Origin of the sequence: Carnobacterium iners (assembly GCF_900177385.1) — a bacterium.
Taxonomy (GTDB): Bacteria; Bacillota; Bacilli; order Lactobacillales; family Carnobacteriaceae; genus Carnobacterium_A; species Carnobacterium_A iners.
Window position 1 is genome coordinate 1,670,229 of record NZ_FXBJ01000002.1, and the last position, 25,421, is coordinate 1,695,649.

Sequence of the window (25,421 nt, forward strand, 5' to 3'; positions counted from 1 at the left end):
ACTTCAGTCGATGTACCGAAAAGAAAAAGTGCATGAAAGTATTTATAACTATGGAATGGTTATCGTCGATGAGTGCCACCATATTTCAGCATTTAGTTTTGAAAAAGTGCTAAAGCAAGCTAATGCTAAATACGTTTACGGCCTTACTGCTACACCCACTAGAAAAGATGGACATGAACCAATTGTTTTCATGCAATGTGGCCCGATAAGGTATAGGGATGATGCCAAAAAGCAAACTAAAAAAAGGCCCTTTGATCATACTGTTATTACGCAATTTATGCCGTTAAACTCTGAAATTTACCATGGAATGACTTTACAAGAAATCTATCGAAAAATTGCCGAATCTGATGTGCGAAATGAAAAAATTATAGAGGATATTATTAGTTGTTATAAAGAAGGCAGGAATTCAATTATTTTAACAGAAAGAGTCTCACATGTAGAAGCATTAGAAAACGATTTAATTAAAAACATTCCCGATGTTATTGCTATAACGGGGGCAATGGGTAAAAAGAAACGAACAGAGAAAATGAAACGAATTAAAGAAGCACCGCTAGACAAACCATTGACAATTATTTCTACTGGTAAATATATCGGAGAAGGATTTGATGAACCCCGCTTGGATACCTTGTTTTTAGCTATGCCTATCTCTTTTAAGGGGAGAGTCCAACAGTATGCAGGCAGATTACATCGCTTGTATGATGGGAAGTTAGAGGTTAGAATTTACGATTATTGTGATATTCATATACCCGTTTTAGAAAGAATGTATCAAAAAAGATTATCTAGTTACTCATCTATGGGCTATTTAGTGAAAATAAATGAAAAAGGTATAAATCAAAGAAGTCTTGTTTACACAAGAGACAACTATTTTGACCAATTTAAGTTGGATGTAAAAAATGCTGAGATAGGAATTATTATTGCAAGTCCAACATTAGTTCAGGAATCTATTAAACGATTTACTAATGAACGATTAAATCTTAAAAATGACTCTCTAATTGTATCTGTTGTCACAACAGATTACCATACCTTAAAGAATAAAACGTATCAAGAAAATCAAAAACAATTGATTCAACAATTAAAGGCAGACGGTTTGTCAGTAACTTTACAAACGAACGTTCAGCAACAGTGTGTCGTTATTGATTCAAAGATAGTATGGTATGGCAATATAGATATTTTAGGTAAGAGTAAAGGAGAAAGTAGTTTTATTCGTTTGGAAAGACCCCTTGATTGCAAGAGAAATAAAAGAAATTTTAAAAATAAAGGACTAAATGGGAAAGAATGGATGGTTAGATAAATGAATGCCACAGAATTTATGCAAACGGTAGATAAGCAATTACTGAAGATGAGCAACCAGGATAAATTTGAATGGATGCGTAGTTATGCAAGAATACAAACGGGAAATCAACGGGAAATTTTTTTAGAATCTTTAAAAACTCCAGTTATAGCTAATCAAGTTATTTCAACAAAAGAAATAGAAGATTGGTTAGTTAAGGTAGAAGATCAAGAAGTCTATTTCACGTACTTTTACGAAAATAGTTGTGACAATCATTATGAAGATTATACTTATGTGGATGATTTTTCTATTATAAAATATTTACTCAAAGCCCTTGAAATAGCTGAAGAGTTATTAAATAAGAGCGATTACCGTAAAGCTGCAGATTTGTATGATTGGCTATGTACCGTTCCTTTTTTTGTATATGATACAGAAAAAAAGGAATGGATTGATGATGAACTAGATATGGAAAGATTAGCAGAAAGTCAGATGATACAAATTAATATAAGACAAATCGGTATAAATTTACTTTACGCTCACTATCAAGCAACAGTAAAAGAAAAGAGAGCTTCCGTATTGTATCGGTACTTATTATGGGAGATGTGCCAAAATATTACGATAGAGGAATTTTTTTCAGTAAGGCCTCAAGAAGTAAATGATAGCGAAGAATTTCTATTAGAATGGATTGACTTTTTGCAGAAAACTTCAGGAGACAGAGCAGGAAAGTTATTAACGGAGGCGTATCTTTATCAGGGTGGAATCAAGTTACTATGTGAATCAGCTGAAAAAAATAAAAACCGACATCCTCTTTTATATGAAAAAGCGTGCTTTTATCTTTATGAAGATAAGCAGTTTAGTGAATGTGAGGAAATAGGATTAGAAGCAATAAATAATATAGCTGAAAGTAGATTAATACGTGCAAAAGTTGCAAATTTAGCGGCGAAAGCTTCTATTAAGTTAGATCATCTAGATAAGATAGAACAATTTTATGAAGTTGCTTTTTACTCAGAATCTAGTCTTATACATTACCTAAGGCTATTTAAATTATCAGACTATGAAGAAAAAACCGATAAAGCTGCACTATTTACAAAAGATTTACCAGATACTTTTTCGAGAAGATATTTTAATGGCAATACTCAATTAAATGAAAATTGGCTTGGTGACGATTCTAAACGATTGCTTCGTTTTTTTAATAAAGAATTTGATTTTATTTATACTTACTGTGAGGGAGAAAAAAACTACTTAAATTGGAATAATAGTCTCAAAGGGAAAATAGTTCCTCTATTTTTTTTAATTTTAGATAAAAATGACGGAACAAGTAAGGCAAAGAAAGCTATTATCAGAAAACTAGTATCAAGGTTAAACTTTCACAGTATTGAAAAAGAGAGAGAAGAGGATTATCTTGATTTATGGAAAAAAACCATTAAATTAACCCCCGAACAAATAAAGTTTTATCTGGTTTGGTTGAATCAAGAAATAGCTGCTCTTACGGATGTACTTGTGGGAGGTGGGAATCGAAAACTTTATAGTATAGCTGCTGAATTAATTGTTCTATTAGGTGAAGTATTAGAATCTAACGGTACCCAAGATGGAAAAATTGGATTGATAAACTGGTATAAAGAAACTTACTCGAATAAAAGTGCTTTTAAAAATGAGCTAAATAAAATAGGCTAAAGATTTTAGCGATACTTATTTATCTAGCGAAATAGCCAAGTTTACTATCATCCTTTTTAACTTGTCCGTTTAGTGAGAAAAACAGACAACTTTAGTCTATAGCTACTTCCACTTGGGCAAAACGTAGTTAAAGTGGCAGAGTGAAGGGCTAAATTTTAGTAACTGGGAGTTTTTTCAGTCAAAGCAGACGAGTTGCGTGTTTCAAATTATAAACTTGTCTATAAATAATATTTGCCATCAAATGATTTAGATAAATGAATTTAACTTTAAACTGCGTATTTAACCTATGACAGCAAGTAAGTTAATAGGAGGTACGTGATGATTTATAGCAAAAGGACAAAACCCATCTCACTAGTCATAATGGAGTCGTTAGAACGAAGGACAACTTTGTCAAGAAAACATATTCATTATTTAAATGCATTACAAAAAGGTTTCGAAGGCGAATTAGCCTTTGACTGCATGACAGAAGAGCTGGGACTGGGCTGCATAGTTATAAATGACTTATTTTTAAAACCAAAAATGTCGAACGCTTTTCAAGTGGATACACTAATAGTCATAGGAGAGACTCTATACTTATACGAAATTAAAAATTATAGTGGTGAGTATGATTATGGATCAGAAATGCTTTTGAAGAAACCTGATTTTGAAATAAGTAATCCACTGATTCAAGTTCAGAGCACTAAAAACAAATTGAAGATATTCTTGAAAGAACTCGGATATGTCTTTGAAGTAAAGGCTTTCGTAGTTTACGTTCATCCGGAATTCACCTTATTTCATGCACCAGAAGACAAGACAATGATCCTCCCGACTCAGTTAAAAGGCCATTTTGCTACTTTAAGAAATGAAATGGCAACAATGGAAAAACTCCCTAAAAACTTTATAAAAGATTTTATGATGCATAAAGTTAAACAGCCAGCATTTACTGATGATATCCCTAACTATCAGTCTTCTGATCTCAAAAATGGGATGAGATGCGAGGAGTGTGGCGGATTTGAATTGAGTATCTATCGTCAAGCTTATCAGTGTGGTAATTGTGACTACAAAAACAATCTTAATTCTGTGGTTTTGAGTAGTGTTATAGAGTATAAACAGCTGTTTCCAGCGAACAAATTGTCAACGCTCATTGTCTATAACTGGTGTAACCAAAAGGTCTCAAAGAAGCGGATCAGGAGAGCTTTGAACACACTTAGTAAAAATGAAAGTCGCGACTAGCGTTTGTATCGGGACTGCTTGGACAAGTTCACACCCTTTAAGAGCTAACTTGTCTAGATAAAAATAAAAAAGACGAGCGAGCAAAAATTTGGTGAAACTTGTCCAGAACGCAACAAGAGTAGACAAGTGGACGGTTAATGTCTGAGAACACGACTATATTTCTTATAAACTGGACAAGTTTTTGCCTTTTCGCAGTATAATTGTCCGCGGCTTGGTATTCAGTACTGAGTGCAATTAAGGTCGCGAGTAATGTTTGTGTTGGGACTGCTTGGACAAGTTCACACCCTTTAAGAGCTAACTTGTCTAAATAAAAATAAAAAAAGACGAGTGAGCAAAAATTCGGTGAAACTTGTCCAGAACGCAACGAGAGTAGACAAGTGGACGGTTAATGTCTGAGAAAACGGTTATATTTCTTATAAACTGGACAAGTTTTTGCCTTTTCGCACTATAATTGTCCGCGACTTGGTATTCAGTACTGAGTGCAATTAAGGTCGCGAGTAATGTTTGTGTTGGGACTGTCTGGACAAGTTCACACCCTCCAAGAGCTAACTTGTCTAAATAAAGATTAAAAAAGACGAGTGAGCAAAAATTTGGTGAAACTTGTTCAGAACGCAACGAGAGTAGACAAGTGGACGGCTAATGTCTGAGAAAACGGTTATATTTCTTATAAACTGGACAAGTTTTTGCCTTTTCGCAGTATAATTGTCCGCGGCTTGGTATTCAGTACTGAGTAAAATTAAGGTCGCGAGTAATGTTTGTGTTGGGACTGCTTGGACAAGTTCACACCCTTTAAGAGCTAACTTGTCTAGATAAAAATAAAAAAGACAAGTGAGCAGAAATTTCAGTGAAACTTGTCCAGAACGCAACGAGAGTAGACAAGTAGACGGCTAATGTCTGAGAACACGGCTGTATTTCTTACAAACTGGACAAATTTTTGCCTTTTCGCAGTATAATCGTTCGCGGCTCAGTAAAAAAAGATCCGTAAGCGGTGCTTAAAATTAACTCAGAAAGTACCCACAAATGAAAAAAAACACTAGTATATTTAAAAAATAAGGGGTATGATTAAGCCGGTGAAGGCTTAATCATTTGGTTAAAATGTAACCGCTTAATAAGGCGTTAAACCTTTATTATCTACCGAAAGGATAAAAATGAAAAGGAGGTTAGAGAATGAAGGAACTAGAGCAATTTTCAGAGTATTTTAGTGGGTATATAGAAGGAAAAGAAGTCGTCTTATATTATGCAGATACCCGAGAATTAGCCCATACTTATGAATTTGAAACAGAAGAAGAAGCAAAAAAATTCTACCAACTTTGTTTAAATGTTGGAGAGATAGTCGAAGAAGTACCTGAAAAAAAGCGAGCATCGGCACACCAGGTTTTTATCAATGAGAGCTTGAAAAACGTTGAGTATAAAGCAACTACTTATTAATAAAGTTTTACGTAATCAGACTGAAAAATCCGAAACCCACTTTTGATAAGTGTGGGATCGGATTTTTTTATTTTAGAAAAAAAGCGCCCTATTTATGAAATCGAAAACGAAAAGGCGGCTTTTTAAAGGTAGACATAATTTCTTCGATAAATGGATTTTCTTCACCTAAAACTTTTGTTAATAACTCTTGAACTTTAAAATAAACTAAATAGTTCAGAAATTGTTGTAGGGAATGCGGTTCTAAATGGATAGAGGTAGCTGTTTGCAATCTTTTTTGGATGACGTTTAGCTCTTTTTCTACTGAAGGCAATTCGACTAAATTAAAATCAGCCATTATTCGCTGTTTGAAGAGTTGTTGAAGAGAATAAAGATTAATGACACGGACCAGCTGATTCTCATAACCTTTTTTTCCAAGGTCAAACGAAAATTCATGCTGGTTTCGAAAATGCAAAAAGGTTAAGTTAGATTGGCTATTTTTTATCGCATGTACCACATGATGCAACGCATACCAGCTAACAGGTGCGTTAGTCGGCCCTTTTTCAGGAACATAAGCAATCGTATTGTACACATAAGGACAGCACTTTTGAATGCCAATACTGCGTCCAATTAGTTTAACGTAGTGATAAGGTACAAGATTCGCTTCAAAATAACGATTCATAATCTCCGTAGTTGTTTCTTTTGATTTAAGTGGTTCTTGGTTCAAATAAAAAATTAGGCTATTAAAAGGTGAGGAGGCCAACTTACTAATATCTTTGACGTAAATTACTTGATTGGTGATGACGATATGGTTGAATTCAATACAGGTATCAGCGATTTCTTGTAGAGCCGTTTGGGTAAAATGAAGCGATTTTTGCTGACCTTTCTGAGTGTATTCATTTATTGATAGGAGTTGCTCACGTAGCAGTCCATTGTCATGAGCTAATTGCTGATTAACCTGATAATGCGACGAGTGATTAAATTCCTTTTCCCACGTGCTATAAGTATCCATCGCTTGAAACTGATCAAAATCTCTTCCCATGCATCATTCCTCTTTCCTAATTAGACTAATAGAAAAAATAATAGTACAAGTGTATTGTAACCGATTTCACTAAAGAAATCTCACTTTTTAATTGGATGGTAAAATTCTTATTATCTTTTAATCTATTCTTAATTTTTAGGTTCTATATCAAGTAATTGATAGGTGTAAGGGATAGATTAATTATTTTTTTAGTACATAATTTCTCTAAATATAGTTCGATATCAGTCTTTTTTAGCTCATTAAATAAACTTTTTTAGATGTGCATGTGAAAAAAATATTAAAATGAAGTTTTTTAAGTACAAACGCAACAAATTGGTTCGTTTATATCAGTTTTAGCTCTCTTTAAGACGTTGTTATAAGAATATAAAAGCGATTATTCTATGAGTGTACAAGGCCTTGTAACACTTTATAAAGGAATGATTGAGATGGTAAGAAAACTATCTATTGAAAAAGAAACAGCTTTTTTTGAATACCATAGCCGGATTGTATTCGGGGTACTAAAAAGAGAAGGCATAAAAAGGACTCATCCAGATTACGATGACTTTGTACAGCAAGGGTTGTTAAAGTTAGTTGAAGCCTATGAGAGCTTCCCAGAAGATCCGGAAGAAGAAGCGTTTATTTATCCTTTTGGCGGCTTTGCTTTTAAGAAGATTCAATGGCACATTAAAGACTTGCGTCGAAAAGAGTATCGTCTGTCGTCAAATGAATTACCTTGGCCTGATCTGATGCAAGAAAATTATCCAGATAGGCAGTCTCAGTTTGAAAATGAGTGCTTGATAATGGATTTATTTAAAGAAATGCTGGTGTATTTGACAAAGAAAGAACAGCTTTACCTAATAGATGCAGTTATTCATCGCTTAACGGTAACGGAGATTGCTAAAAAGTATCAAGTCAGTCGTAAGACCATTTATCAGTGGCGTAAAAGCATCATCGTAAAATTAGACCCCTTTCTCGTGCAATTGAAAGCAGCAAGGTAACATATAAAAAAGCTAAAACGTTATTAAGGGTGTAAGCAGTCATGACAAACCTTACAAAAAATAAAACACAGGAGGCTACACATTATGGAAAAAGAATGGAATAAAGGGTCGATCGCAGTTCACTTCGAGGATGCAGTGAATGAAAAAATTATCAAACGCAACTACTCAGATACAATTCAAGGCGTAACACCTGTACAAGTTGAAGGATTTACAGCAGCACTAGAAACAATCACGGTCTTACCAGCTTCATACACAGTGGTTGCTGAAGAATACCGCTACACACGCTAATGTTTTAAAAGAATCTCTTAAAAACTAACCTAAAAATTAAAGGAGGAAAAAATAATGGCAAAATCACTAGAATTACTATTCAATACAAGTTTAGGCAAGGCGAAATCACTGAGTGTGGCAGATCCAATTCTTAACCTAACACCTGAAAATGCGAAGGCAGCAATGGAGTCTATCAGTGCCTTGAAACTGTTCCAAAGTGAGGGCGTCGACTTGTACGCAACAGTAGTCGGAGCACGTTATACTGAGCGAATAGTAGAAGACATCTTTGAAGCCTAATTACTAAATGAGTAACAAAAATCTTTGCAGACTAACAACCTGCAAAGTTTTTTTCATTTTTTTATACGAGTATCAGTAGTAGAGTTATGATACAATTCTTGCTAGTAGTAGGGATATGTTAGAAGAGTTTTATTATTTGTTTAAACGAATTGTAAATCAGATTAAAGAAGAGTAAGATAGAGATTAAGAAAAGATGAGGAGGAGATTTTTTGACAATCAATACAGATCTATTAACACAATTTAAAACGCGATTTGAAGGAAATCGTGAGAACCAAGTAATTAAAGGAGCGATTGCTAAAGTCGGAATCAACACAGCTTCTTTAGATAACGACTTACTTAGACGCCATCCTTTTTCTTTTTCACAAGAAACAAAACGTGGTGAAATAACCAACCAAGAATCAAGTGGCCGTTGCTGGATGTTTGCAGCTTTAAATACCGCTCGTGTTGGCACAATGGATCGCTTAAATGTCGAAACATTTGAATTTTCACAAAACTACACGTTATTCTGGGATAAGCTAGAAAAAACAAATTATTTCTTAGATAGTATTTTAGATACGTTAGACGAAGCACAAAATTCAAGAATCGTTGCTCATTTACTAAAAGATCCAGTAGAAGACGGTGGACAATGGGATATGTTCTCCGGTATTTTAGAAAAGTATGGTGCTGTTCCAAAATCAGTGATGCCAGAAACATTCCATTCTTCACACACAGCGGTTTTAAACAAAGTGTTAACCGCAAAATTACGTGAATTTGCAAGTGTCTTACGTGAAGGCTATAAAAATGGCGGAACGACAGAAGAATTAGCCGCTAAAAAAGAAGAAATGCTGTACTTTATCTACAATGTCTTAGTAAAAGCGCTTGGTGAAATTCCTAAAGAATTTACCTATGATTACCGTGATAAAGACAATAAGTTTCATCGTATTGCACAAACAACGCCACAAGAATTCTTCAAAAAATACGTTGGTTGGGACTTAACAAGTTTAGTTAGCTTGTTGAATGCTCCAACTGAAGATAAGCCTTATGGAAAAGCCTATACAGTCAAGTACTTAGGTACAGTAAAAGAAGGCCAACCAATTCGTTATATCAATACGCCAATTGAAGTCTTAAAAAATGCAGCGATTGACTCAATTAAAGCTGGCGAACCTGTTTGGTTTGGTTGTGATGTTGGACAAATGTCTGAACGTAAATCAGGTATTATGGATGAGAATGCTTATCTGTACGACTTAACGCTTGGTGAAGGTCTAAAAATGACTAAAGCCCAACGCTTAGATTATGGCGAAAGTTTATTAACACATGCAATGGTTTTAGTCGGAGTTAATCTAGATGGTGATGGTAAACCGTTAACTTGGAAAGTTGAAAACAGTTGGGGCGATAAGCTTGGTAAAAAAGGCGTCTTCTCAATGAGTGACAAATGGTTTGATGAGTACACTTATCAAGTAGCTGTAGATAAAAAATACGTCGCAGATAAGTGGTTAAAAGCCTTAGACGAACCCGTCACTGAATTAGAGCCTTGGGATCCAATGGGCTCATTAGCAATGGTAAAATAAATACTTAAACTAATAATCGAAAAGAGAGATAGTATACACTATCTCTCTTTTCGATTATTAGTTTAAGTAACATCAGTCTATAATAGAAATATACTAGTTTTAAGTATAAAAATTTGTGTGTTAGAAACAGTTGAGATGAAAACCTCTACTTAATTTGTATTGAAACAATTTATTTTTCAATTTAACTGATTTTTTCGGTTGAGTACTGTATAGTATCTATTAAGAGATAACACTTGTTTCGAGCTATTCATTACTTTGAGCAGGTTAGAAAAGTAGTTGTTTTTTTTGTAGTTCTTAACATTCATTTATGTGGGTGAAAGATAAAGGATAAGGAACGTAGCAATGATTTTAAAGTGATTGGTAGTTGCTCACTAATATATGATCTTTTGATAATAATAGTGTAAGAATAAAATAAGAAAATGAGGAAAAATTCTAACTATATTTTAAAAAAAGGAAGAAGACTATGAACAGTTGGTACAAAAAACAAATAAAACACCTAATGGCTGAAGAATCAGGAATGACACTTGTTGAGATACTGGCTTCTATTTTAATTCTATCTCTTATCGTCACGACTTTTTTGTCTTTTTTTATCCAAGCGGCTAAAACAAATAATCAGACCGATAACGTAAATGAAGCAACTTTTATTGCACAAGAACAAATCGAACTGCTTACATACTATTCAAGCACAAAGAGTGTAGCAGAAACACTGACTCTGATTAAGGATACGAGCACAAAAGCTGGGTTTACTGTTGTATCGAAAATATCCAAAGAATCAGAAAACCTCTATAAAGGTACAGTGGAGATCTCCGAGAGCAAGGGAGGTAAAGTTTATGCACAAATGGAAACGCGGTTATCATTCAGTACAGCAAAATAGAACAAAGATTAATTTACGAAACGAATCAGGAATGACTCTGATAGAACTATTAGCCAGTATTGCTTTACTTTCCGTAGTGCTTGCATTGGCGGGAGCGGTAAATATGTTTGGTCAAAGACAGTATATGACACAATCTTATTCTGCTAGCCAGTCAAATAATTATGCTTATACGCTTTCTGTTATTTCGAGAGAAATTCGCAAACATCCATATGCTTCTATAACTGTGTCAGAATTGGGGGATACTTTATTGATAGATAAGGTTGAGTTTTTTAGTAAAAAAGGATCTCAGCTTTTTAAAAATGGCAATCAAATTTTGGCAGAAGATGTCGGGAGTTTTGTAGTCTCTTCTGACTCTGAAACGGAGAGTATAAAAATCTTATTGAAAAGCATATCAGAAAAAAACAATCAACCTAAAGAATATCAAACGACGATTTATTTGAGAGAGTGAGTGGATAAGATGGGGATTAAGCAACTCCAAGAGGAAGAAAAAGGCAGTGGTCTGGTTTTAACATTAATGGTGCTTTTGGTATTGTCTGTCTTAGGTGTTGCCCTTGGGACCCTTACGATTGGGAGCTACCAATTGAGTGATGCTACTCGTGATAATACATCTACTTATTATGTAGCAGAAGCAGGAGTGGTTGCAGCTTATGACCAGATTCAGAGAGAAGTATTAAGTGCTTATAAAAATAACACAACAGAAGGTGCTTTTTATAGTCAGGTATCAACTATCCTTAGCTCAAAAAATGGTCAGTCGAGTATAAAATTCGATCAGCAATTAGGCAGCAAACCTACTGCAACAATCCGGACTGAAAAAGAGAATGCTCAAAAATATACCATCTATTCTACAGGAAAAATAGATGGAAAAGAACGAACGGTTACAAAACCGGTCACAGTGAAGTGGGTTGAAAAGAATACTGCTGGGGGAGGAATGCAGACACTTCCTGCTAAAACAGCATTGCTTGTGAACGAAGAAATGAAATTATTAGGCGGAACGTTGAAGGATAATGCATATATTCAATCTATAAAAGATAGTGCGGTCCAGGTAGGGACTTATGGATCATTCAAAGAATCAACATTGCACTACTCTAGCCAAACGACACCGGGTAAATTAATAAATTATCCGAATTACATGAAAAATAATCTGCCTAAATTTTCTATTCAAGTTGAGAATGTAAATTTTAAAGATTATGAAGACTTGTTAACACATGTGAAAGTACCCACTGATAATACGATAGACTTTAAAAAATTACCGGATAAAATAATTAAAAAAATGAGAATGAACAGTATAAGGTTCAAGATAATGGGAATTTGTTTCTAAACAATTATTTACTTAATACCTATAAGCTTGAGGTTTATGACAATATTTCTTTTAATAAGATAATAGTTGAGTCTGGAAAAAAGTTAACTATTGACCCTATGGGAGGAAACCACACGATTTTAGTGAACGATTTATCAATTAGTTCAGGTAATATTGATATTGTTGGAAAAGGGACAATCACATTTTTAGTGAACAATTTATCAATTAGTTCAGGGAGGCTTAATGTTGTAGAAGAAGGCAAAATTACATTTTTAGTGAATAATTTAATATTTACTTCAAGTAATCTCGATATTATTGGTAAAGGAATAATTAGATTGGTTGTAGCAAGTACAATCAATTTTAATCAGAATTCATACATCAATGCCTCTGGAACAAGCAAACAATTCTTATTGATATTTACAGGTCCTAATCCAAATTTTACGAATATTAACATGATGAACGCTAATGTGATATCCATCGGAAATGAGAAACCAGTAGATCTCAATAATACCACTATAAATGGCGTATTTCTGACGGATAACAAAGAAATTATTTTGTCAGGTGGCAACTGGAATAGACCTTCCAACGTAATACTTATTGCACCAAAATCAGCTGTCACTTTAACTGGAAGTTATCTTATGAACGGTTCGGTCATCTCAGACACGTTTGAAATAAATGGGAGTGCGAAACTAATTTACAAAGCTATTGACACGACCGGTTTCCCATTTGGCTCATCAGTTACTGTTACTGATCCAAAACCAGAAGACATCATAAACTCAGGGACAATCATAGAAAACTAGCAGAAAGGTGGAAGAACGTGGCAGATTTTAAGAAGAAAAAATTAGGAGATTTATTGAAAGAAGCGGGACTTGTAACGGAATTGCAGATTGTAGAAGCACTCAGTTTGAAAAAGCAGGATCAAAAATTAGGAGACTTATTAGTTGATCAAGGATATATCACTGAGAAGCAACTATTGGACGCATTAGAAATTAAATTGAAGTTAAAAAGTGTATCCTTGTATCAATATCCGATTGATCTTTCTGTATTAGAGTTGGTAACAAAAGATTTTGCGCGTTCTAAATTATTGCTTCCGATAAAAAAAGAAAATACCCGTTTAATTGTGGCGATGAATGACCCACTAGACTTTTATGCGATAGAAGAGATAGAATTTTCTACCGGTTATGTTGTTCAACCAGTGATAGCGACACAAGATGACTTATTACAGACAATCAACCGTTTGTATGACTCAAAAGAAGTAAATATTGACTACATTGAAGGCGAAGATGCTCCTGCAGTAAGAATTTTCAACCAATTATTAGAAACCGGTGTATCGTTACGTGCATCAGATATTCATTTAGATCAAACGGAACGCCACGTATCGGTTAGGTACCGTGTAGACGGTCTACTTCGCAATGAGCGTCCTTTGCCGAAAACCTTAATGAACTCTTTGGTTGCTCGCATCAAAATAATAGCTGGACTAGATGTTACCGAGACTCGTCTGCCTCAAGATGGACGAATTAGTACAAATATTTTAGGGAAAAGAGTAAATTTACGGGTATCAACTTTACCAACCATTTTTGGTGAGAAAATTGTGTTGCGTATTTTAGATATCTCGAATATGTTTCGAAAAGTAGAGGATATCGGCTTAGAAAAAGATGTATTAGCGAATTACCAAAAGTTAATTGCCCAACCTTCAGGGTTAATATTGTTGACAGGTCCTACGGGTTCTGGGAAAACGTCTACTCTTTATGGTTCTATCAACGAACTGAACCATCCTGAAAGCAATATCATCACTATCGAAGATCCGGTTGAATACCAAATTGAGGGTATTAACCAAGTCCAAGTCAATACACAGATTGGACTGACTTTTGCGCAAGGTTTACGTTCAGTATTGCGTCAGGACCCAAATATTATCATGGTTGGAGAAATAAGAGATAGAGAAACAGCTGAAAATAGTGTTCGTGCAGCTTTGACCGGTCACTTAGTATTTAGTACGCTACATACTAACAGTGCTATTGAGGCTATTCCTCGCTTACTTGATATGGGAATCGAATCTTACTTAATCGTCTCTGCGATAAGTGGTATCGTAGCACAACGTCTGGTAAAAACAATATGTAAAGAATGTGCGGAGACAAGAAAAGCTACACCAGTTGAGAAAGAAATCTTCGAAAGACGCAACCAAACAATCGACACGATTACGTTCACCAAAGGTTGTGATGCTTGCCGTCATACCGGCTATCGTGGACGGATGGCTATTCATGAATTAATTGTGATAACAGATGATATAAAAGAATTGATGATGAATAAGGCTTCAATCCAAGAAATCAAACAACATGTCAAAGAACAGGGTATACGCTTTTTGATTGATGATGGATTAATAAAAGTAAAAGCTGGAAAGACAACTCTAGAAGAAGTTCTACGGGTTGCTTCGATTAACGAATAAGGAGGCGGTGATAATAGAACAATTAAATACGATATTAATAGCTGCCTATAAAAAAAAAGCTTCCGATATTCATCTTGTAGTAGGCTCTGCACCGGTATTTCGAATTGATGGGAAGTTAATCACTCAAAGGCTAGCATACCTCACATTTGATGATACAAAGAATTTTGCTAAAACTATTCTTAGTCAAGAAATGTGGGAAACGCTTGAACAAAAGAGAGACATTGATTTTTCTTATGGGATAGCTGAGATTGCTCGTTTCCGTGTAAATGTGTTTTACCAACGTAGTACTCTTTCACTTGCATTCCGAATTATTTCAAAAGAAATTCCCAGTGTGGAAAGTTTGGGCCTACCGGATATCACTAAAAAATTAGTCCAACAATCTTACGGTTTATTTTTGGTAACAGGTCCTACTGGTAGTGGAAAAAGCACTTCTCTAGCAGCGTTAATTAATTATGTGAACCAAACATTGAATCGACATATCATTACATTGGAAGATCCTATCGAATACTTACATGAGCATAAACAATCTATTGTTGAACAAAGAGAAGTGGGATCCGATACAGTATCATTTAAAAGCGGTCTTCGTGCCAGTTTGCGCCAAGATCCTGATATTATTTTAGTAGGAGAATTGCGTGATATGGATACTATTTCCACAGCCATAACGGCATCAGAAACAGGACATTTAGTCCTAGGAACATTGCATACTTCAGATGCTGCTAGTAGTATTGAGCGAATGATTGATGTATTCCCAGGAGGGCAACGGGAACAGGTTCGCTTAATGCTAGCGAATGTTCTCTTGGGAATTATGTCTCAACGACTATTACCGAATAAAAAAGGTGATGGTCGTGTGGCAGCAACTGAGATGTTGATCAATAATCCAGCAATCAAAAATATGATACGGGCTGAAAAAATGCATCAGATCCCTAATGTTTTACAGACATCTGCTGATCAAGGGATGCACACAATGGAGATGAGTATTAACAAACTTATTGAAGATGAAAAAATTCGTCGGTACCATTTTTACCCCTAAATTATAAAGCAGAAAGGAGGAAAATAATGGCTGTTTTTGCCTATAAAGCTAAAACGAGAGATGGAAAATTAATGAAAGGAAAAATAGATAGTATTAGTAAAAAAGATGCCCTGAGTAAACTGAGAAATATGGATTTAGTTGTCTTTGAAGTAGGCAAGTTGAATACGATATTAAATAAGGATATCAGTTTTCGTTCTTCTTTAAAATCAAAGGACTTTATCGTGTTTTTGAGACAGTTTGCCTCTTTAATGAACGCTGGGATTCTATTGGTCGATGCATTGGATCTCCTTTCTGTTCAATCTACTAGTTTGGTGTTGAAAGAAGCCTTGCAAGAGTTAGCTGAGGAAATAAGAGAAGGGGTTGCTTTATCCGAAGCAATGGCAAAAAAACCGAAACTATTTCCTAATCTGTTGATACATATGATCCATTCAGCGGAAGTTAGCGGACGTTTGGAAGAAGTCCTGGAACAAATGGCAGATTATTATGAAAAGCAACACCGAACCAAACAGAAAATTACAACAGCCATGACTTACCCGATAGTTGTAGGTGTATTAGCTTTTTTTATTACAACATTTTTACTGGTGTTCATTGTTCCGATATTTGGTGATATGTTTGCTTCAATGGGAAGCGAACTGCCAATGATTACTCAAGTGGTCTTGATGATGAGTGGGTTATTCCAGCGTTATTGGTGGGTTGTGGTCTTACTAGTTGGCGTGTTGGTAGCTATCATTATTCAGCTTGGTAAAAAAGATCAAGTTGCCTATGTATTTGATGTCCTACAATTAAAAATACCTATATTAGGAACCTTTTTACAAAAAACATTGTTAGCTCGAATGACTCAAACGCTAAGTTCTTTGATTAGTAGCTCAGTTCCAATTCTGCAAGCCATCGAAGTGACAAGTCAAGTTGTGGGTAACCGAGTGGTTGAGAATGTGCTACTACAAGCACAAAAGGACGTTGAAAATGGGGAATCATTAGCTAAACCTATGGTGGATCATTGGTTTTTCCCACCGCTTATCATTCAGATGATTCAAGTTGGAGAAACGAGTGGAGAGTTAGACGATATGTTAGAAAAAGTTTCAGAAATCTATGATCAAGAAGTTCAGGAAGCATCAGACAAGTTGCAAGTCTTGATTGAACCGATTATGATTATATTTCTTTCAGTTGTTGTAGGTGTAATCGTTCTGTCCATTGTTGTGCCCATGTTTAGCATGTTTGAAACTTTTAGTTAATTCTTCGGAAAATAGCTTGTAAAAATACAACGGATGTTATATGATGATTGAGAAATGAGCTTCTATAAAACAAAAGTAATTTTTTAATGAAAACTAGTTATAAATAAGAAAAAGAAAATGGAGGAAAAGAAAATGAGAAATAAAATCAAACAATTGTTGAAAAAAGAAGACGGGTTTACACTAATTGAGTTACTAGCGGTTATTGCAATTTTAGCTTTAATCGTTGCGATTTCAATTCCTTTGATTGGGAATGTGGTTGCTGATTCTAAAACTAAAACGACAGATGCTCAAAAAGAATTGGTTATCGATGCTGCGCAACTGTACGAGTTAGAAAATACAGTTTCAGCTAACGGTGAAATTTCTGTTGCTAATTTAAAAAGTAAAGGTTTCCTTGAATCTGATTTTGATGAAGTAGAAAGTGGAATAACAAAAGTGAATAAAAATACAACTGAAGGAAAAATAACTTACACTGTAGAATAGTATTACCCATTCAAATACATAGAAAGACTCCTTCGTGGAGTCTTTCTTGCTTACTAGGAGTTTTTTTATGCATACAACCGTAACATTTATCTTTTTTATCTATGGATTGGTATTCGGGTCGTTTTTTAATGTCGTGGGTTTACGTGTGCCGAACGGGACATTATTTGCTCAAACGCGATCTTATTGTGATACGTGCCAACGCACATTGACTTGGAAAGAATTGATTCCCGTTTGGTCTTTTTTAAGACAAAGGGGCAGGTGCAAAAAATGTAAAGAGAAAATTTCATTACTCTATCCGATTATGGAATTGGCAACAGGTTTACTGGCTACGATTACCTTTTATCAGTATGGCTGGAGTGAACAAACCTTTCTAGGTCTATTGTTAATTGCACTTATCATTCCAATCACGGTATCTGATATAGCCTACCGAAAAATCCCAAATAAGTTGCTTCTATTTTTCACTCCTTTATTTATATTGTTGCGCATCTTATACCCACAACCATCTTTTTGGATTTCCTTATTAGGTGCTAGTTTAGCATTTGGTTTGGTGTTTGTGATCATTCTTTTATCTAATGGGGGAATGGGCGCTGGGGATTTGAAATACTTTACTTTATTGGGCTTTATTTTCGGACCGGTTCTTTTTTTGTTGCTCTTTTTTGTAGCGACGCTTTACGGAGCCGTTACAGGCATGCTTATCATGAAGCTGAAGAGTGGCAATCGTAAAATGACCATTCCTTTTGCTCCATATATTGGTCTTGCTGCACTAACTATTTTTTATTTCGGAGAAACGATCCTACAGTGGTATCTATCTTTTTTTAGTTAAGGAAGAGCATTGTTTGTGTTTCTGAAACATAAGGAGGTATATGATGTTATTTAAAAAACAACCCTTGCTTTATTTTGAATTTTTAGAAAGACGAATTCGCTATTTAGTAATGGATGCTAACTCTGGTAAAGTACTAGAAAAAAATGAAATTTTATTTGATAACGAGATTCTTCATGAAGAGAGAATTATTGACCCCGCGTTACTTGAGAATCGTTTAAATGCGTTAGTTACTGAAAAAAAATGGAAAAATGCGCAAGCATCCATCTTGTTACCGGATAACTTTATTATTGTACGTGAAGAAAAAGTACCAGTACAGCTAGATCCTTCAGAAATTAAAGCTTATATTGCTCTACATATGGGACAATTAATCCGATCTCCGTTTAAAGAGACACGTTTTCATTTTGAGTTGCTTGAAGTTAGTGATATGGAGCAGACCATTCTTTTGATGCTTTACCCGCAAGAGATTATTCTACAATACGAATCTTTATTACAAAAGGTTTCCTTGGATCCTATTGTAGCGGATATTTCATCATTATGTTTGTACCGAATCATTAAGCAACAAAAGGACCTACAAAAGGACCTACAAAAGGACCCTAATAAGCATGTAATGGTGCTGCAATGGAGCGCAGTAAATAATACGATTATGATTTTTAACGAAGATTTGCCTAAAATATCACGTCAATCGCGTTTAACCAGGTTGATAGATTTATGGGATGTAACCCCAGATGGTGAATGGAATTGGAAGGAAGATATAAATTCATTTGATGAAGCTATTGCAGATACGCTCGATGTTTTAGAAAGATTACTTGATTTTTATCGTTATTCCGTGATGAACGGCGAGGGTGGAGTGACGGATATCTATTTAGCAGGAGATTTTCCTGATCTGGAAAACGTCAAAAAACAATTTTCCAACCGTTTTTTCCAACCGATTCATATTGTACAGGTTTCAGAAGATATTACCACTAAATATTTACCATTATATGGTCTTGCCTTAAAAGAGAAAAAGGCTGCTATTCCGAAACAAGTTGCTAAGAAAAAAGTGAAGCGCATTAGAAAAAAAGCACAGGGGGAAAATAAACATGTTTGAAGTCAATTTTTTTGAAAAAAAACAGAAAAACTTTCTTCCTTATTTACTAATTGGTATTTTTCTTTTCTTGCTTCTTTTAATAGCTATCTATTTTTTCTCAATGCAAGCTTATTATACGAACGTTGAAAAGCGTAATCAAGAATGGCTTCAAGTTGAGGCAGAACAGCTTAATGTTTCGCGACAAATACAAGAATACGCTCAATTGACGCAGCAAGTAGCAGAGAATAAAGCTACTTTTGAAGCAAAGCAATACCCAATGGCTTATGTAACAAAGACGATTCTTGAACAAGTTCCAAACGTGGAACAACGAGTGTCTATTTTTAATAAAAATGAAACGAATCAAATTACGCTAGTACTAGAAGGTTTAACGGTAACAGAACTATCAGATACTGTCGAAAAATTCAAAACGTTAGGTTATGTTTCAAGTGTCCATTTCATACGTATGGAAAATCAGGTAGGTGGAGCAGGTTCGACTGTTGAACTGTGGCTGGAAATTGATGAAATAGCTTTAGGAGAGGAGGTTCTGTCATGAAGCTAAAGTGGAATCGAGTGTCCTCCGTACTAGCATTAGTGATAGGACTAGTCATTCTAGGAGTATTTATTTTAGGGCAAGCCTATTTTCTAGATCCAATTAAAGAGCGAGCTAATCTTTCTGACCAACAGGTTGAGGAATTGACCAGCTTGAAGACTGAATATCCACCAGAAGCTTCTTTATTGAGTGATTTTAAACAAGAGTATGAAGAGACTTGGAAATTTTTACCTGAAAGCGAAAGGGTAAATGAAGAGCTTGTTGTTTTGGAGAAGCTTGCTACCCAAGAAAAAGTTGCTATACAACAAATATTACGTGTCGGAGAACCAGTGACAATTGAAGACCTTGATGAAAGTTACAGAAAAAGTATCTATGAGGTTGAAATGACAAGTACCACTGCGGGGAACATGCAAGACCTTGTTGAAAAATTAGAAGCTCTGGAGCGTATCTGGAATATTCAGTATTTTGGGTTTGAAAAACTAGATGAAGCTTCATTCAGTGGGACATTTACTTTTGAATTGTTCTATTATGTTGTGGCTTCAGAGTAAAGAACCATCTAATCTCAAAGTTATCCAATAATAAAGAGAATAAGGTATCAAAAATACCCCCTACTACAGTATGTAAACTATTTTGTAGTAGGGGTATTTCTAGTGGCTAATTAAAAGTCTTATACGTTTATTCTTTTGTTACTTTTTCAATTTTTACAATTCCTATACTAGCAATCTGAAGCGGTAAAGACATCGTAGTTGGCGCATGTTCAATTAGCGTAACTTTGACTGTGTTTCCTTTTACTAATTCTGATGGAGCAATACTTTCACCTGACTTTTGATCAACCAAAGCTATATCTTCTGTTAATAAAATGACTTCTTCAAAAGAAGCAGCCTCTGATGAGTTTAACGGAGTTAAATCCGCTAAAAATAACCCATCGGTATAGGTCTCATCAAAGTCAATGACCGTTCCAGAATAAAGAATGGTTTTATCTTCTATAGTTGGTGTTTCGCTGCTGTTTTCTTTTGAATTTTCTGCACCACACCCAGCTAGAAAGGCGACAGCGATAAAGCCTACTATTAGTTTTTTCATGTTTATGCCTCTTTTCATAAGGATTTAAATCGACTACTTTTTAGAAAAATTTGTTTAAGAAAGTTTTATTGAATGATCAGAATAAATTGCCTTAATCCTTAATTCTGCTATTAATGATTGGACGTCCTTTAGTTGTTTTTTTGTATAGATAAACGCTTCTTTAGCCAGAGTAGCATTTGGTGCGTCTTTACCGCTTGTACTAAAATAAACTGTTCCATTTTTAGTCAAAGAGGCGGTGACAATGTAAGCTACTTGAATATCAGCTAGATTTAATTCAATTTTATTGGTGATAGTCCCTTTGATAGAAAGAGTATTTTTATCTATTTCTACTGTCTTTTTACTTAGCATTCCAAATGTATAACGAGTCAAATTAATCGTCTCCTTTTATAAAGTAGCGTAGTTTTATTATAGCGTACAAAGAGAATGAACAACACTAGATTGTTTAACAATAAATTGCTTAAAAACAAGAGAATCGTTCATTTTTAAGCAATGAACTATTTTTAAAACTACCTAACTAACTCAATCAATGAGTTGAAATATTAGAATAATGGTTTTGCTTTCAAATCTACCCTAATTCCGATACAATCATTAAAAGACTCAACTAATTGCGTCCATATAATTTTTAATAGCTTAAATAATAGACAGATAAATTTGTTTTAATATTGGTTTTAGTTGAATAATACATATAAAATCTGTTCGAAAGGATTTGTTAGAATGAAACTGATTATTTTAGCAACAAGTGATATGCACGGGTATATCAGGCCGTGTAATTTTAGCACAAAAGTACAAGATGAGCCTTTTGGTGCACTTAGGGTAGCAACTGTTTTGAAACAAGAAAAACAAACAGCAAGTGGGCCTGTATTGATAATTGAGAATGGTGATTTTATCCAAGGATCACCGTTGACTTATTATATTGCGAAACATCGAGGAGAAATGAAGCCAGATGATTTATCGAATGTGTTAAACATGATGGATTACGATGTAGGGGTTATTGGCAATCATGAGTTTAATTATGGGGAAGACTATCTGCGTCAGGCTATTTCAGCAGCTCATTACCCTGTTCTTTCGGCTAATATCCTGAATGAAGTTGGTCAACCAGCATTTGGTAAAGCCTATGAGATTATTGAAAAAGACGGTCTCAAAATAGCGGTCTTAGGTTTAACAACCGTCTACATCCCCAACTGGGAACATCCTGATCATATTAAAAAATTGACTTTTAAAAGTGCTGTTGAAACAGCCAAAATACTGGTCCCTCAATTGAGAGAATTAGCTGATCTAGTGGTTGTTAGTTACCATGGAGGATTTGAAAAAAATATCGAAACGGGTGAAATAACTGAGCCATTAACAGGCGAAAACGAAGGGTATCGATTATTAACCGAAGTTCCTGGTATCGATGTGCTGATCACAGGGCACCAGCATCGTTTAATTGCGACTAAAATAAATGGGATTCCGGTTATTCAACCAGGGTATCGGGGAGAAGCCGTTGGGAAAATCGTTTTAACGATTGAAAAAAATGCTGATAATGCGTATACGGTTACACAAAGTGAAGCCAGTTTAGTAACAACGGCTACAGCAATTCCCGATGCGGCTATGTCAGAAAAACTGGCTAATCTATTTAAAGAAGTTGACGAATGGTTGGATCAACCACTTGGGAGAGTTGAAGGCGATATGCGGATTAAAGATCCACATGCCGTTCGAGCCGTTGAGCATCCTTATATAGCTTTTATTCAGAAGGTTCAAATGGATGCTACGGGTACAGATATTTCTGGGACAGCCTTATTTGTAAATGAAGGCAAAGGATTTAATGAAACTATTACGATGCGAAATGTTGTAACCAATTATGTCTATCCTAATACATTAGCTGTGTTACGTGTGACAGGTGAAGATTTAAGAAAAGCTATAGAACAATCGGCTGCTTATTTTAAAGCTGAAAAAGACGGTTCGGTTGGTATTAACCCAGATTTTATTGACCCTAAACCGCAATATTACAATTACGATATGTATGAAGGCATAGACTATGTAATCAATGCAAAACGGCCAATTGGCGAACGAGTGGTAGAATTAAAGTACCATGGAAAAGAGATAAAACCAGAAGATCAACTCGACATTACGTTAAACCAATACCGCGCCGTTGGTGGTGGGGATTATCCGATGTTTTCAGCCGATAAAATCATTCGTGAAAACCAAAAAGATATGAGTGAACTGATTGCAGATTACTTGGTTAAACATCCTGTTATTAAAGCAGAGACCAACCAGAATTTTAAAGTGATAGTAGAATAGAAGCGTAAAAGAGAGGCCTAGACTAAAAAATCTATGTTTCTTTTTTATTTTTTTTGAAAAAATGCAATTTAAACGGTAGAATTAGCTGGATTATAGGTAAAATAGATGAGCTGAAACTAATTGAGCCCAATGAGACCTGATTGTGAAAAATAAGAATGGACTGAAAGATCATTTCGTAAAAACCGCTTTCATTGTATAGTAATGTATGTAAGGAGGAACAATTAATATGTTTGATAATCGATTGTTAGCATTGCTTAACCACATGATAAACATGCCTCATTTGAGTATATGGAAACTAGGTGTCGTCCTTGATCAACCAGTAGAGCAATTAGAAGAAGATATTCAAGAGCTAAATGACGTACTGGGGAAAATTGGTTATTCAAAAATTGAAATAAAAGAAGGTGAATACAGAGTTCCTCAAAGTTTGATTTGTAAGCAAAAGGAACTTCAAAGAAAACTAAAAAATAGTCAAATTTATTTACAAGAAAATGAAAGAGAGCATCTGATTTACTTATATACCTTTATTCGAAAAGAAGAAGTATCCAATTACCATTATCAAGAATTATTGAAAGTTAGTAAAAATACAACATTAGCAGATATAAAGAAACTGAGAAAAAGATGCGAAGATTTCCAAATTAATTTAAAGTATACACGATCAAAAGGGTATTACTTGGAAGGCAATGAATTAGATAAAAGAAGAATGGCTTTTATCAGCATTTCTTCGTTGCAATTAACCCCTATTGGTTCATGGGCATTGAACTACATTGCTCAAGCTTGGAATGAAGAAATAAGATTAGACGAACTAAAAAAAGAACTGGTTCAGTGTGCAACAGAAAAGCATATCCACTTTGTTGAAAATAGATTATCAGAAGTTGTCGGATTAATTTATTTTGTTTTTTTGAGACAAAAAAGAGTGAAGATTATATTTACGAATAAAGAAAAATTAGTCTTAAAAGAGAGTAGTGTCAATGAAATTAGTGAGACTATTGTAACTGATTTTTTTAAGCTTTCTTATTCAGAAGATGAAACTAGTTTTTTAACAATGGTATTATTAGGTATTGCTGAAGGCGACTCTGTTTTGTATAAAGATGAAAAGTTGTATCAAATTACAAAAGACATCATAAGTAAAATGGAAAAGATTGCAGTGATAGATTTTCGAAATAAAAACGATCTTCAAAGAACTTTATATACACATATTGTACCAACTTATTACCGCTTATTATTCGGTCTTAAATTAGAAAATTCAATGGTTAATCAAATTAAAAGAGAGCATAATGAACTTTTTGGTTTTGTAAAGCAAGCTTTAAAGCCGCTGCAAGAAATAGTGAATTCAGAAATAACAGATGAAGAAATTGCTTATTTCACGATTCATTTTGGTGGTCAGTTTGAAAAGACTCTAAAGCAAGTTCAGTCCTATCGTGCCTTGGTTATTTGTCCTAATGGAATTAGTTCTTCTTTAATCCTACGTTCAGAACTAAAACAATTATTCCCACAAATTAATTGGCTAGGAGAACATTCAATAGAAGACTTGAAATTAACGCCTGAAGATTCTTATGATATGATTTTTTCAACGGTATATATTCGAACAGAAAAGAAATTATATATCGTTAAGCCTATTATGAACCAAAGGACTAAAAATTATCTATTACAAATTGTAACCAATGATTTTGAGCTAATAGGATCATCAAATATAAATATAGAAGATTTAATGTTGACGATTAAGAAATATTCTAATGTAACGGATGAAGAAAAGCTCTACAAAGCTTTATCAAAGAAATTATTAACGCCCTATGAGGAAGAAAGAGAGGAATTACCGATGTTAGAAGATTTAATTACTAACGATACGATTCAATTTATTAAAGATGAAAACTTAACTTGGGAAGAAGCTATTAGATTAAGTAGTGATTTGTTGATAAATAAGAATTATATTGAAGAAAGTTACGTAGAAGCTATTATTGCTAATGTGAAGAAATATGGGGCATTCATTGACTTAGGACAAGGAATAGCTATTCCGCATGCTCGTCCCGAAAACGGTGTGAACCAATTAGGGATGTCGTTATTAAAATTAGAAAAGCCTGTCTATTTATTAGATGATCCAAATCATGGAGTAAATATTATCATTACTTTAGCAGCTATAGACAACCAATCTCATTTAAAAGCACTCTCACAATTAACAAAAATACTAAGCGATAAAGAAAAAATAACGGTATTAAAAGAAGCAACGACAAAGGAAGAAATTTTAAATCTTATAAAAGAAAATCAGGAGGTAGAAGATAATGATTAAATTTGGTACAGCTTGTGGTTCAGGTTTAGGTTCAAGTTTTATGTTAGAAATGAATATAGAAAGTATTTTAAAAGAGTTAGGGTTAGATAGTTCTAAGGTAGAAGTAGAGCATTACGATATTGGTTCTACAGCACCAGGACTTGCAGATGTTTGGTTTGTTGGAGCAGATTTAGAAGATGCAGCTAAAGATTTGGGCGATGTAAGAATATTGAGAAGTATCATCGATATGGATGAGCTAAGAGAAAAAGTAACACAAGCTTGCAAGGACAAAAACTTATTATAAAAAGGGGCG

26 protein-coding genes are annotated in these 25,421 nt (G+C 34.5%); 23 read left to right on the top strand and 3 right to left on the bottom strand.

What is annotated here, in order from left to right; translation table 11 throughout:
- Positions 1 to 28 precede the first annotated feature (28 nt).
- The 4 genes from B9Y54_RS08030 (at position 29) to B9Y54_RS08045 (ending at position 5,584) form a co-directional block, all read left to right on the top strand.
- Complete coding sequence (locus B9Y54_RS08030; protein ID WP_256205818.1) at positions 29 to 1,291, top strand: DEAD/DEAH box helicase family protein; 1,263 nt, start codon at positions 29 to 31, stop codon at positions 1,289 to 1,291.
- The gene (locus tag B9Y54_RS08035; RefSeq protein WP_085559776.1) at positions 1,292 to 2,944 is read left to right on the top strand and encodes a hypothetical protein; all 1,653 of its coding nucleotides are present in this window, start codon (positions 1,292 to 1,294) and stop codon (positions 2,942 to 2,944) included.
- A 318-nt stretch (positions 2,945 to 3,262) separates the two neighbouring features.
- On the top strand, positions 3,263 to 4,156 hold the full coding sequence (locus B9Y54_RS08040; RefSeq protein ID WP_085559777.1) for a nuclease-related domain-containing protein: 894 nt from the start codon (positions 3,263 to 3,265) through the stop codon (positions 4,154 to 4,156).
- A gap of 1,167 nt (positions 4,157 to 5,323) precedes the next feature.
- Positions 5,324 to 5,584: a hypothetical protein gene (locus tag B9Y54_RS08045; RefSeq protein ID WP_085559778.1), complete on the top strand. Its 261-nt coding sequence runs from the start codon at positions 5,324 to 5,326 to the stop codon at positions 5,582 to 5,584.
- Between the two features lie 88 nt (positions 5,585 to 5,672).
- Here B9Y54_RS08045 and B9Y54_RS08050 read toward each other — a convergent pair whose 3' ends face one another.
- The gene (locus tag B9Y54_RS08050) at positions 5,673 to 6,602 is read right to left on the bottom strand and encodes a competence protein ComK (RefSeq protein ID WP_085559779.1); all 930 of its coding nucleotides are present in this window, start codon (positions 6,600 to 6,602) and stop codon (positions 5,673 to 5,675) included.
- A gap of 425 nt (positions 6,603 to 7,027) precedes the next feature.
- On the opposite strand from B9Y54_RS08050, the gene B9Y54_RS08055 reads away from it, so the two are divergent.
- The 16 genes from B9Y54_RS08055 to B9Y54_RS08130 all read left to right on the top strand — a co-directional run bounded on the left by B9Y54_RS08055 (position 7,028) and on the right by B9Y54_RS08130 (position 20,033).
- The gene (locus B9Y54_RS08055; RefSeq protein ID WP_085560548.1) at positions 7,028 to 7,579 is read left to right on the top strand and encodes a sigma-70 family RNA polymerase sigma factor; all 552 of its coding nucleotides are present in this window, start codon (positions 7,028 to 7,030) and stop codon (positions 7,577 to 7,579) included.
- Between the two features lie 84 nt (positions 7,580 to 7,663).
- Positions 7,664 to 7,867, top strand: coding sequence for a hypothetical protein (locus tag B9Y54_RS08060; RefSeq protein WP_085559780.1), 204 nt, complete (start codon positions 7,664 to 7,666; stop codon positions 7,865 to 7,867).
- Between the two features lie 54 nt (positions 7,868 to 7,921).
- Positions 7,922 to 8,143: a DUF2922 domain-containing protein gene (locus B9Y54_RS08065; RefSeq protein ID WP_085559781.1), complete on the top strand. Its 222-nt coding sequence runs from the start codon at positions 7,922 to 7,924 to the stop codon at positions 8,141 to 8,143.
- A gap of 209 nt (positions 8,144 to 8,352) precedes the next feature.
- Entirely contained in the window at positions 8,353 to 9,690 is a 1,338-nt protein-coding gene (locus tag B9Y54_RS08070) for a C1 family peptidase (protein ID WP_085559782.1), read from the top strand.
- Positions 9,691 to 10,153: 463 nt separating this feature from the next.
- On the top strand, positions 10,154 to 10,564 hold the full coding sequence (locus B9Y54_RS08075) for a type IV pilus modification PilV family protein (RefSeq protein WP_085559783.1): 411 nt from the start codon (positions 10,154 to 10,156) through the stop codon (positions 10,562 to 10,564).
- On the top strand, positions 10,521 to 11,012 hold the full coding sequence (locus tag B9Y54_RS08080; protein ID WP_085559784.1) for a PilW family protein: 492 nt from the start codon (positions 10,521 to 10,523) through the stop codon (positions 11,010 to 11,012). The genes B9Y54_RS08075 and B9Y54_RS08080 overlap by 44 nt, the downstream gene beginning before the upstream one ends.
- A gap of 9 nt (positions 11,013 to 11,021) precedes the next feature.
- A complete protein-coding gene (locus B9Y54_RS08085) occupies positions 11,022 to 11,882 on the top strand; it encodes a PilX N-terminal domain-containing pilus assembly protein (protein ID WP_143313955.1) in 861 nt (286 codons plus the stop codon).
- A complete protein-coding gene (locus B9Y54_RS08090; RefSeq protein WP_085559786.1) occupies positions 11,873 to 12,661 on the top strand; it encodes a hypothetical protein in 789 nt (262 codons plus the stop codon). The genes B9Y54_RS08085 and B9Y54_RS08090 overlap by 10 nt, the downstream gene beginning before the upstream one ends.
- Positions 12,662 to 12,678: 17 nt before the next feature.
- Entirely contained in the window at positions 12,679 to 14,304 is a 1,626-nt protein-coding gene (locus tag B9Y54_RS08095) for a GspE/PulE family protein (protein ID WP_085559787.1), read from the top strand.
- A 7-nt stretch (positions 14,305 to 14,311) separates the two neighbouring features.
- Complete coding sequence (locus B9Y54_RS08100) at positions 14,312 to 15,334, top strand: type IV pilus twitching motility protein PilT (RefSeq protein ID WP_200805367.1); 1,023 nt, start codon at positions 14,312 to 14,314, stop codon at positions 15,332 to 15,334.
- Positions 15,335 to 15,360: 26 nt separating this feature from the next.
- Entirely contained in the window at positions 15,361 to 16,566 is a 1,206-nt protein-coding gene (locus B9Y54_RS08105; RefSeq protein ID WP_085559788.1) for a type II secretion system F family protein, read from the top strand.
- A gap of 132 nt (positions 16,567 to 16,698) precedes the next feature.
- Positions 16,699 to 17,046: a competence type IV pilus major pilin ComGC gene (locus tag B9Y54_RS08110; protein WP_090005039.1), complete on the top strand. Its 348-nt coding sequence runs from the start codon at positions 16,699 to 16,701 to the stop codon at positions 17,044 to 17,046.
- A gap of 67 nt (positions 17,047 to 17,113) precedes the next feature.
- A complete protein-coding gene (locus B9Y54_RS08115; RefSeq protein ID WP_085559790.1) occupies positions 17,114 to 17,869 on the top strand; it encodes a prepilin peptidase in 756 nt (251 codons plus the stop codon).
- Positions 17,870 to 17,912: 43 nt separating this feature from the next.
- Positions 17,913 to 18,956: a type IV pilus biogenesis protein PilM gene (gene pilM, locus B9Y54_RS08120; protein ID WP_159446076.1), complete on the top strand. Its 1,044-nt coding sequence runs from the start codon at positions 17,913 to 17,915 to the stop codon at positions 18,954 to 18,956.
- On the top strand, positions 18,949 to 19,488 hold the full coding sequence (locus B9Y54_RS08125; RefSeq protein WP_085559792.1) for a hypothetical protein: 540 nt from the start codon (positions 18,949 to 18,951) through the stop codon (positions 19,486 to 19,488). Before pilM ends, B9Y54_RS08125 begins: the two co-directional genes overlap by 8 nt.
- On the top strand, positions 19,485 to 20,033 hold the full coding sequence (locus B9Y54_RS08130; RefSeq protein ID WP_085559793.1) for a hypothetical protein: 549 nt from the start codon (positions 19,485 to 19,487) through the stop codon (positions 20,031 to 20,033). The genes B9Y54_RS08125 and B9Y54_RS08130 overlap by 4 nt, the downstream gene beginning before the upstream one ends.
- Positions 20,034 to 20,160: 127 nt before the next feature.
- Here the strand turns inward: B9Y54_RS08130 and B9Y54_RS08135 are convergent, their stop codons facing one another.
- Together B9Y54_RS08135 and B9Y54_RS08140 are read right to left on the bottom strand one after the other, a co-directional pair.
- Positions 20,161 to 20,565 carry a putative periplasmic lipoprotein gene (locus B9Y54_RS08135; protein ID WP_085559794.1) on the bottom strand — a complete coding sequence of 135 codons (405 nt, stop codon included), beginning with the start codon at positions 20,563 to 20,565 and terminating at the stop codon, positions 20,161 to 20,163.
- Between the two features lie 54 nt (positions 20,566 to 20,619).
- Positions 20,620 to 20,934, bottom strand: coding sequence for a hypothetical protein (locus B9Y54_RS08140; RefSeq protein ID WP_085559795.1), 315 nt, complete (start codon positions 20,932 to 20,934; stop codon positions 20,620 to 20,622).
- 345 nt (positions 20,935 to 21,279) lie between these two features.
- Here B9Y54_RS08140 and B9Y54_RS08145 point away from each other — a divergent pair, with 345 nt between their 5' ends.
- The 3 genes from B9Y54_RS08145 (at position 21,280) to B9Y54_RS08155 (ending at position 25,412) form a co-directional block, all read left to right on the top strand.
- Positions 21,280 to 22,845 (top strand): bifunctional metallophosphatase/5'-nucleotidase, encoded by a 1,566-nt coding sequence (locus B9Y54_RS08145; RefSeq protein WP_085559796.1) that lies wholly within the window; start codon positions 21,280 to 21,282, stop codon positions 22,843 to 22,845.
- Positions 22,846 to 23,071: 226 nt separating this feature from the next.
- Entirely contained in the window at positions 23,072 to 25,129 is a 2,058-nt protein-coding gene (locus tag B9Y54_RS08150) for a BglG family transcription antiterminator (protein WP_085559797.1), read from the top strand.
- On the top strand, positions 25,122 to 25,412 hold the full coding sequence (locus B9Y54_RS08155; protein ID WP_085559798.1) for a PTS sugar transporter subunit IIB: 291 nt from the start codon (positions 25,122 to 25,124) through the stop codon (positions 25,410 to 25,412). Before B9Y54_RS08150 ends, B9Y54_RS08155 begins: the two co-directional genes overlap by 8 nt.
- Positions 25,413 to 25,421: the final 9 nt, after the last annotated feature.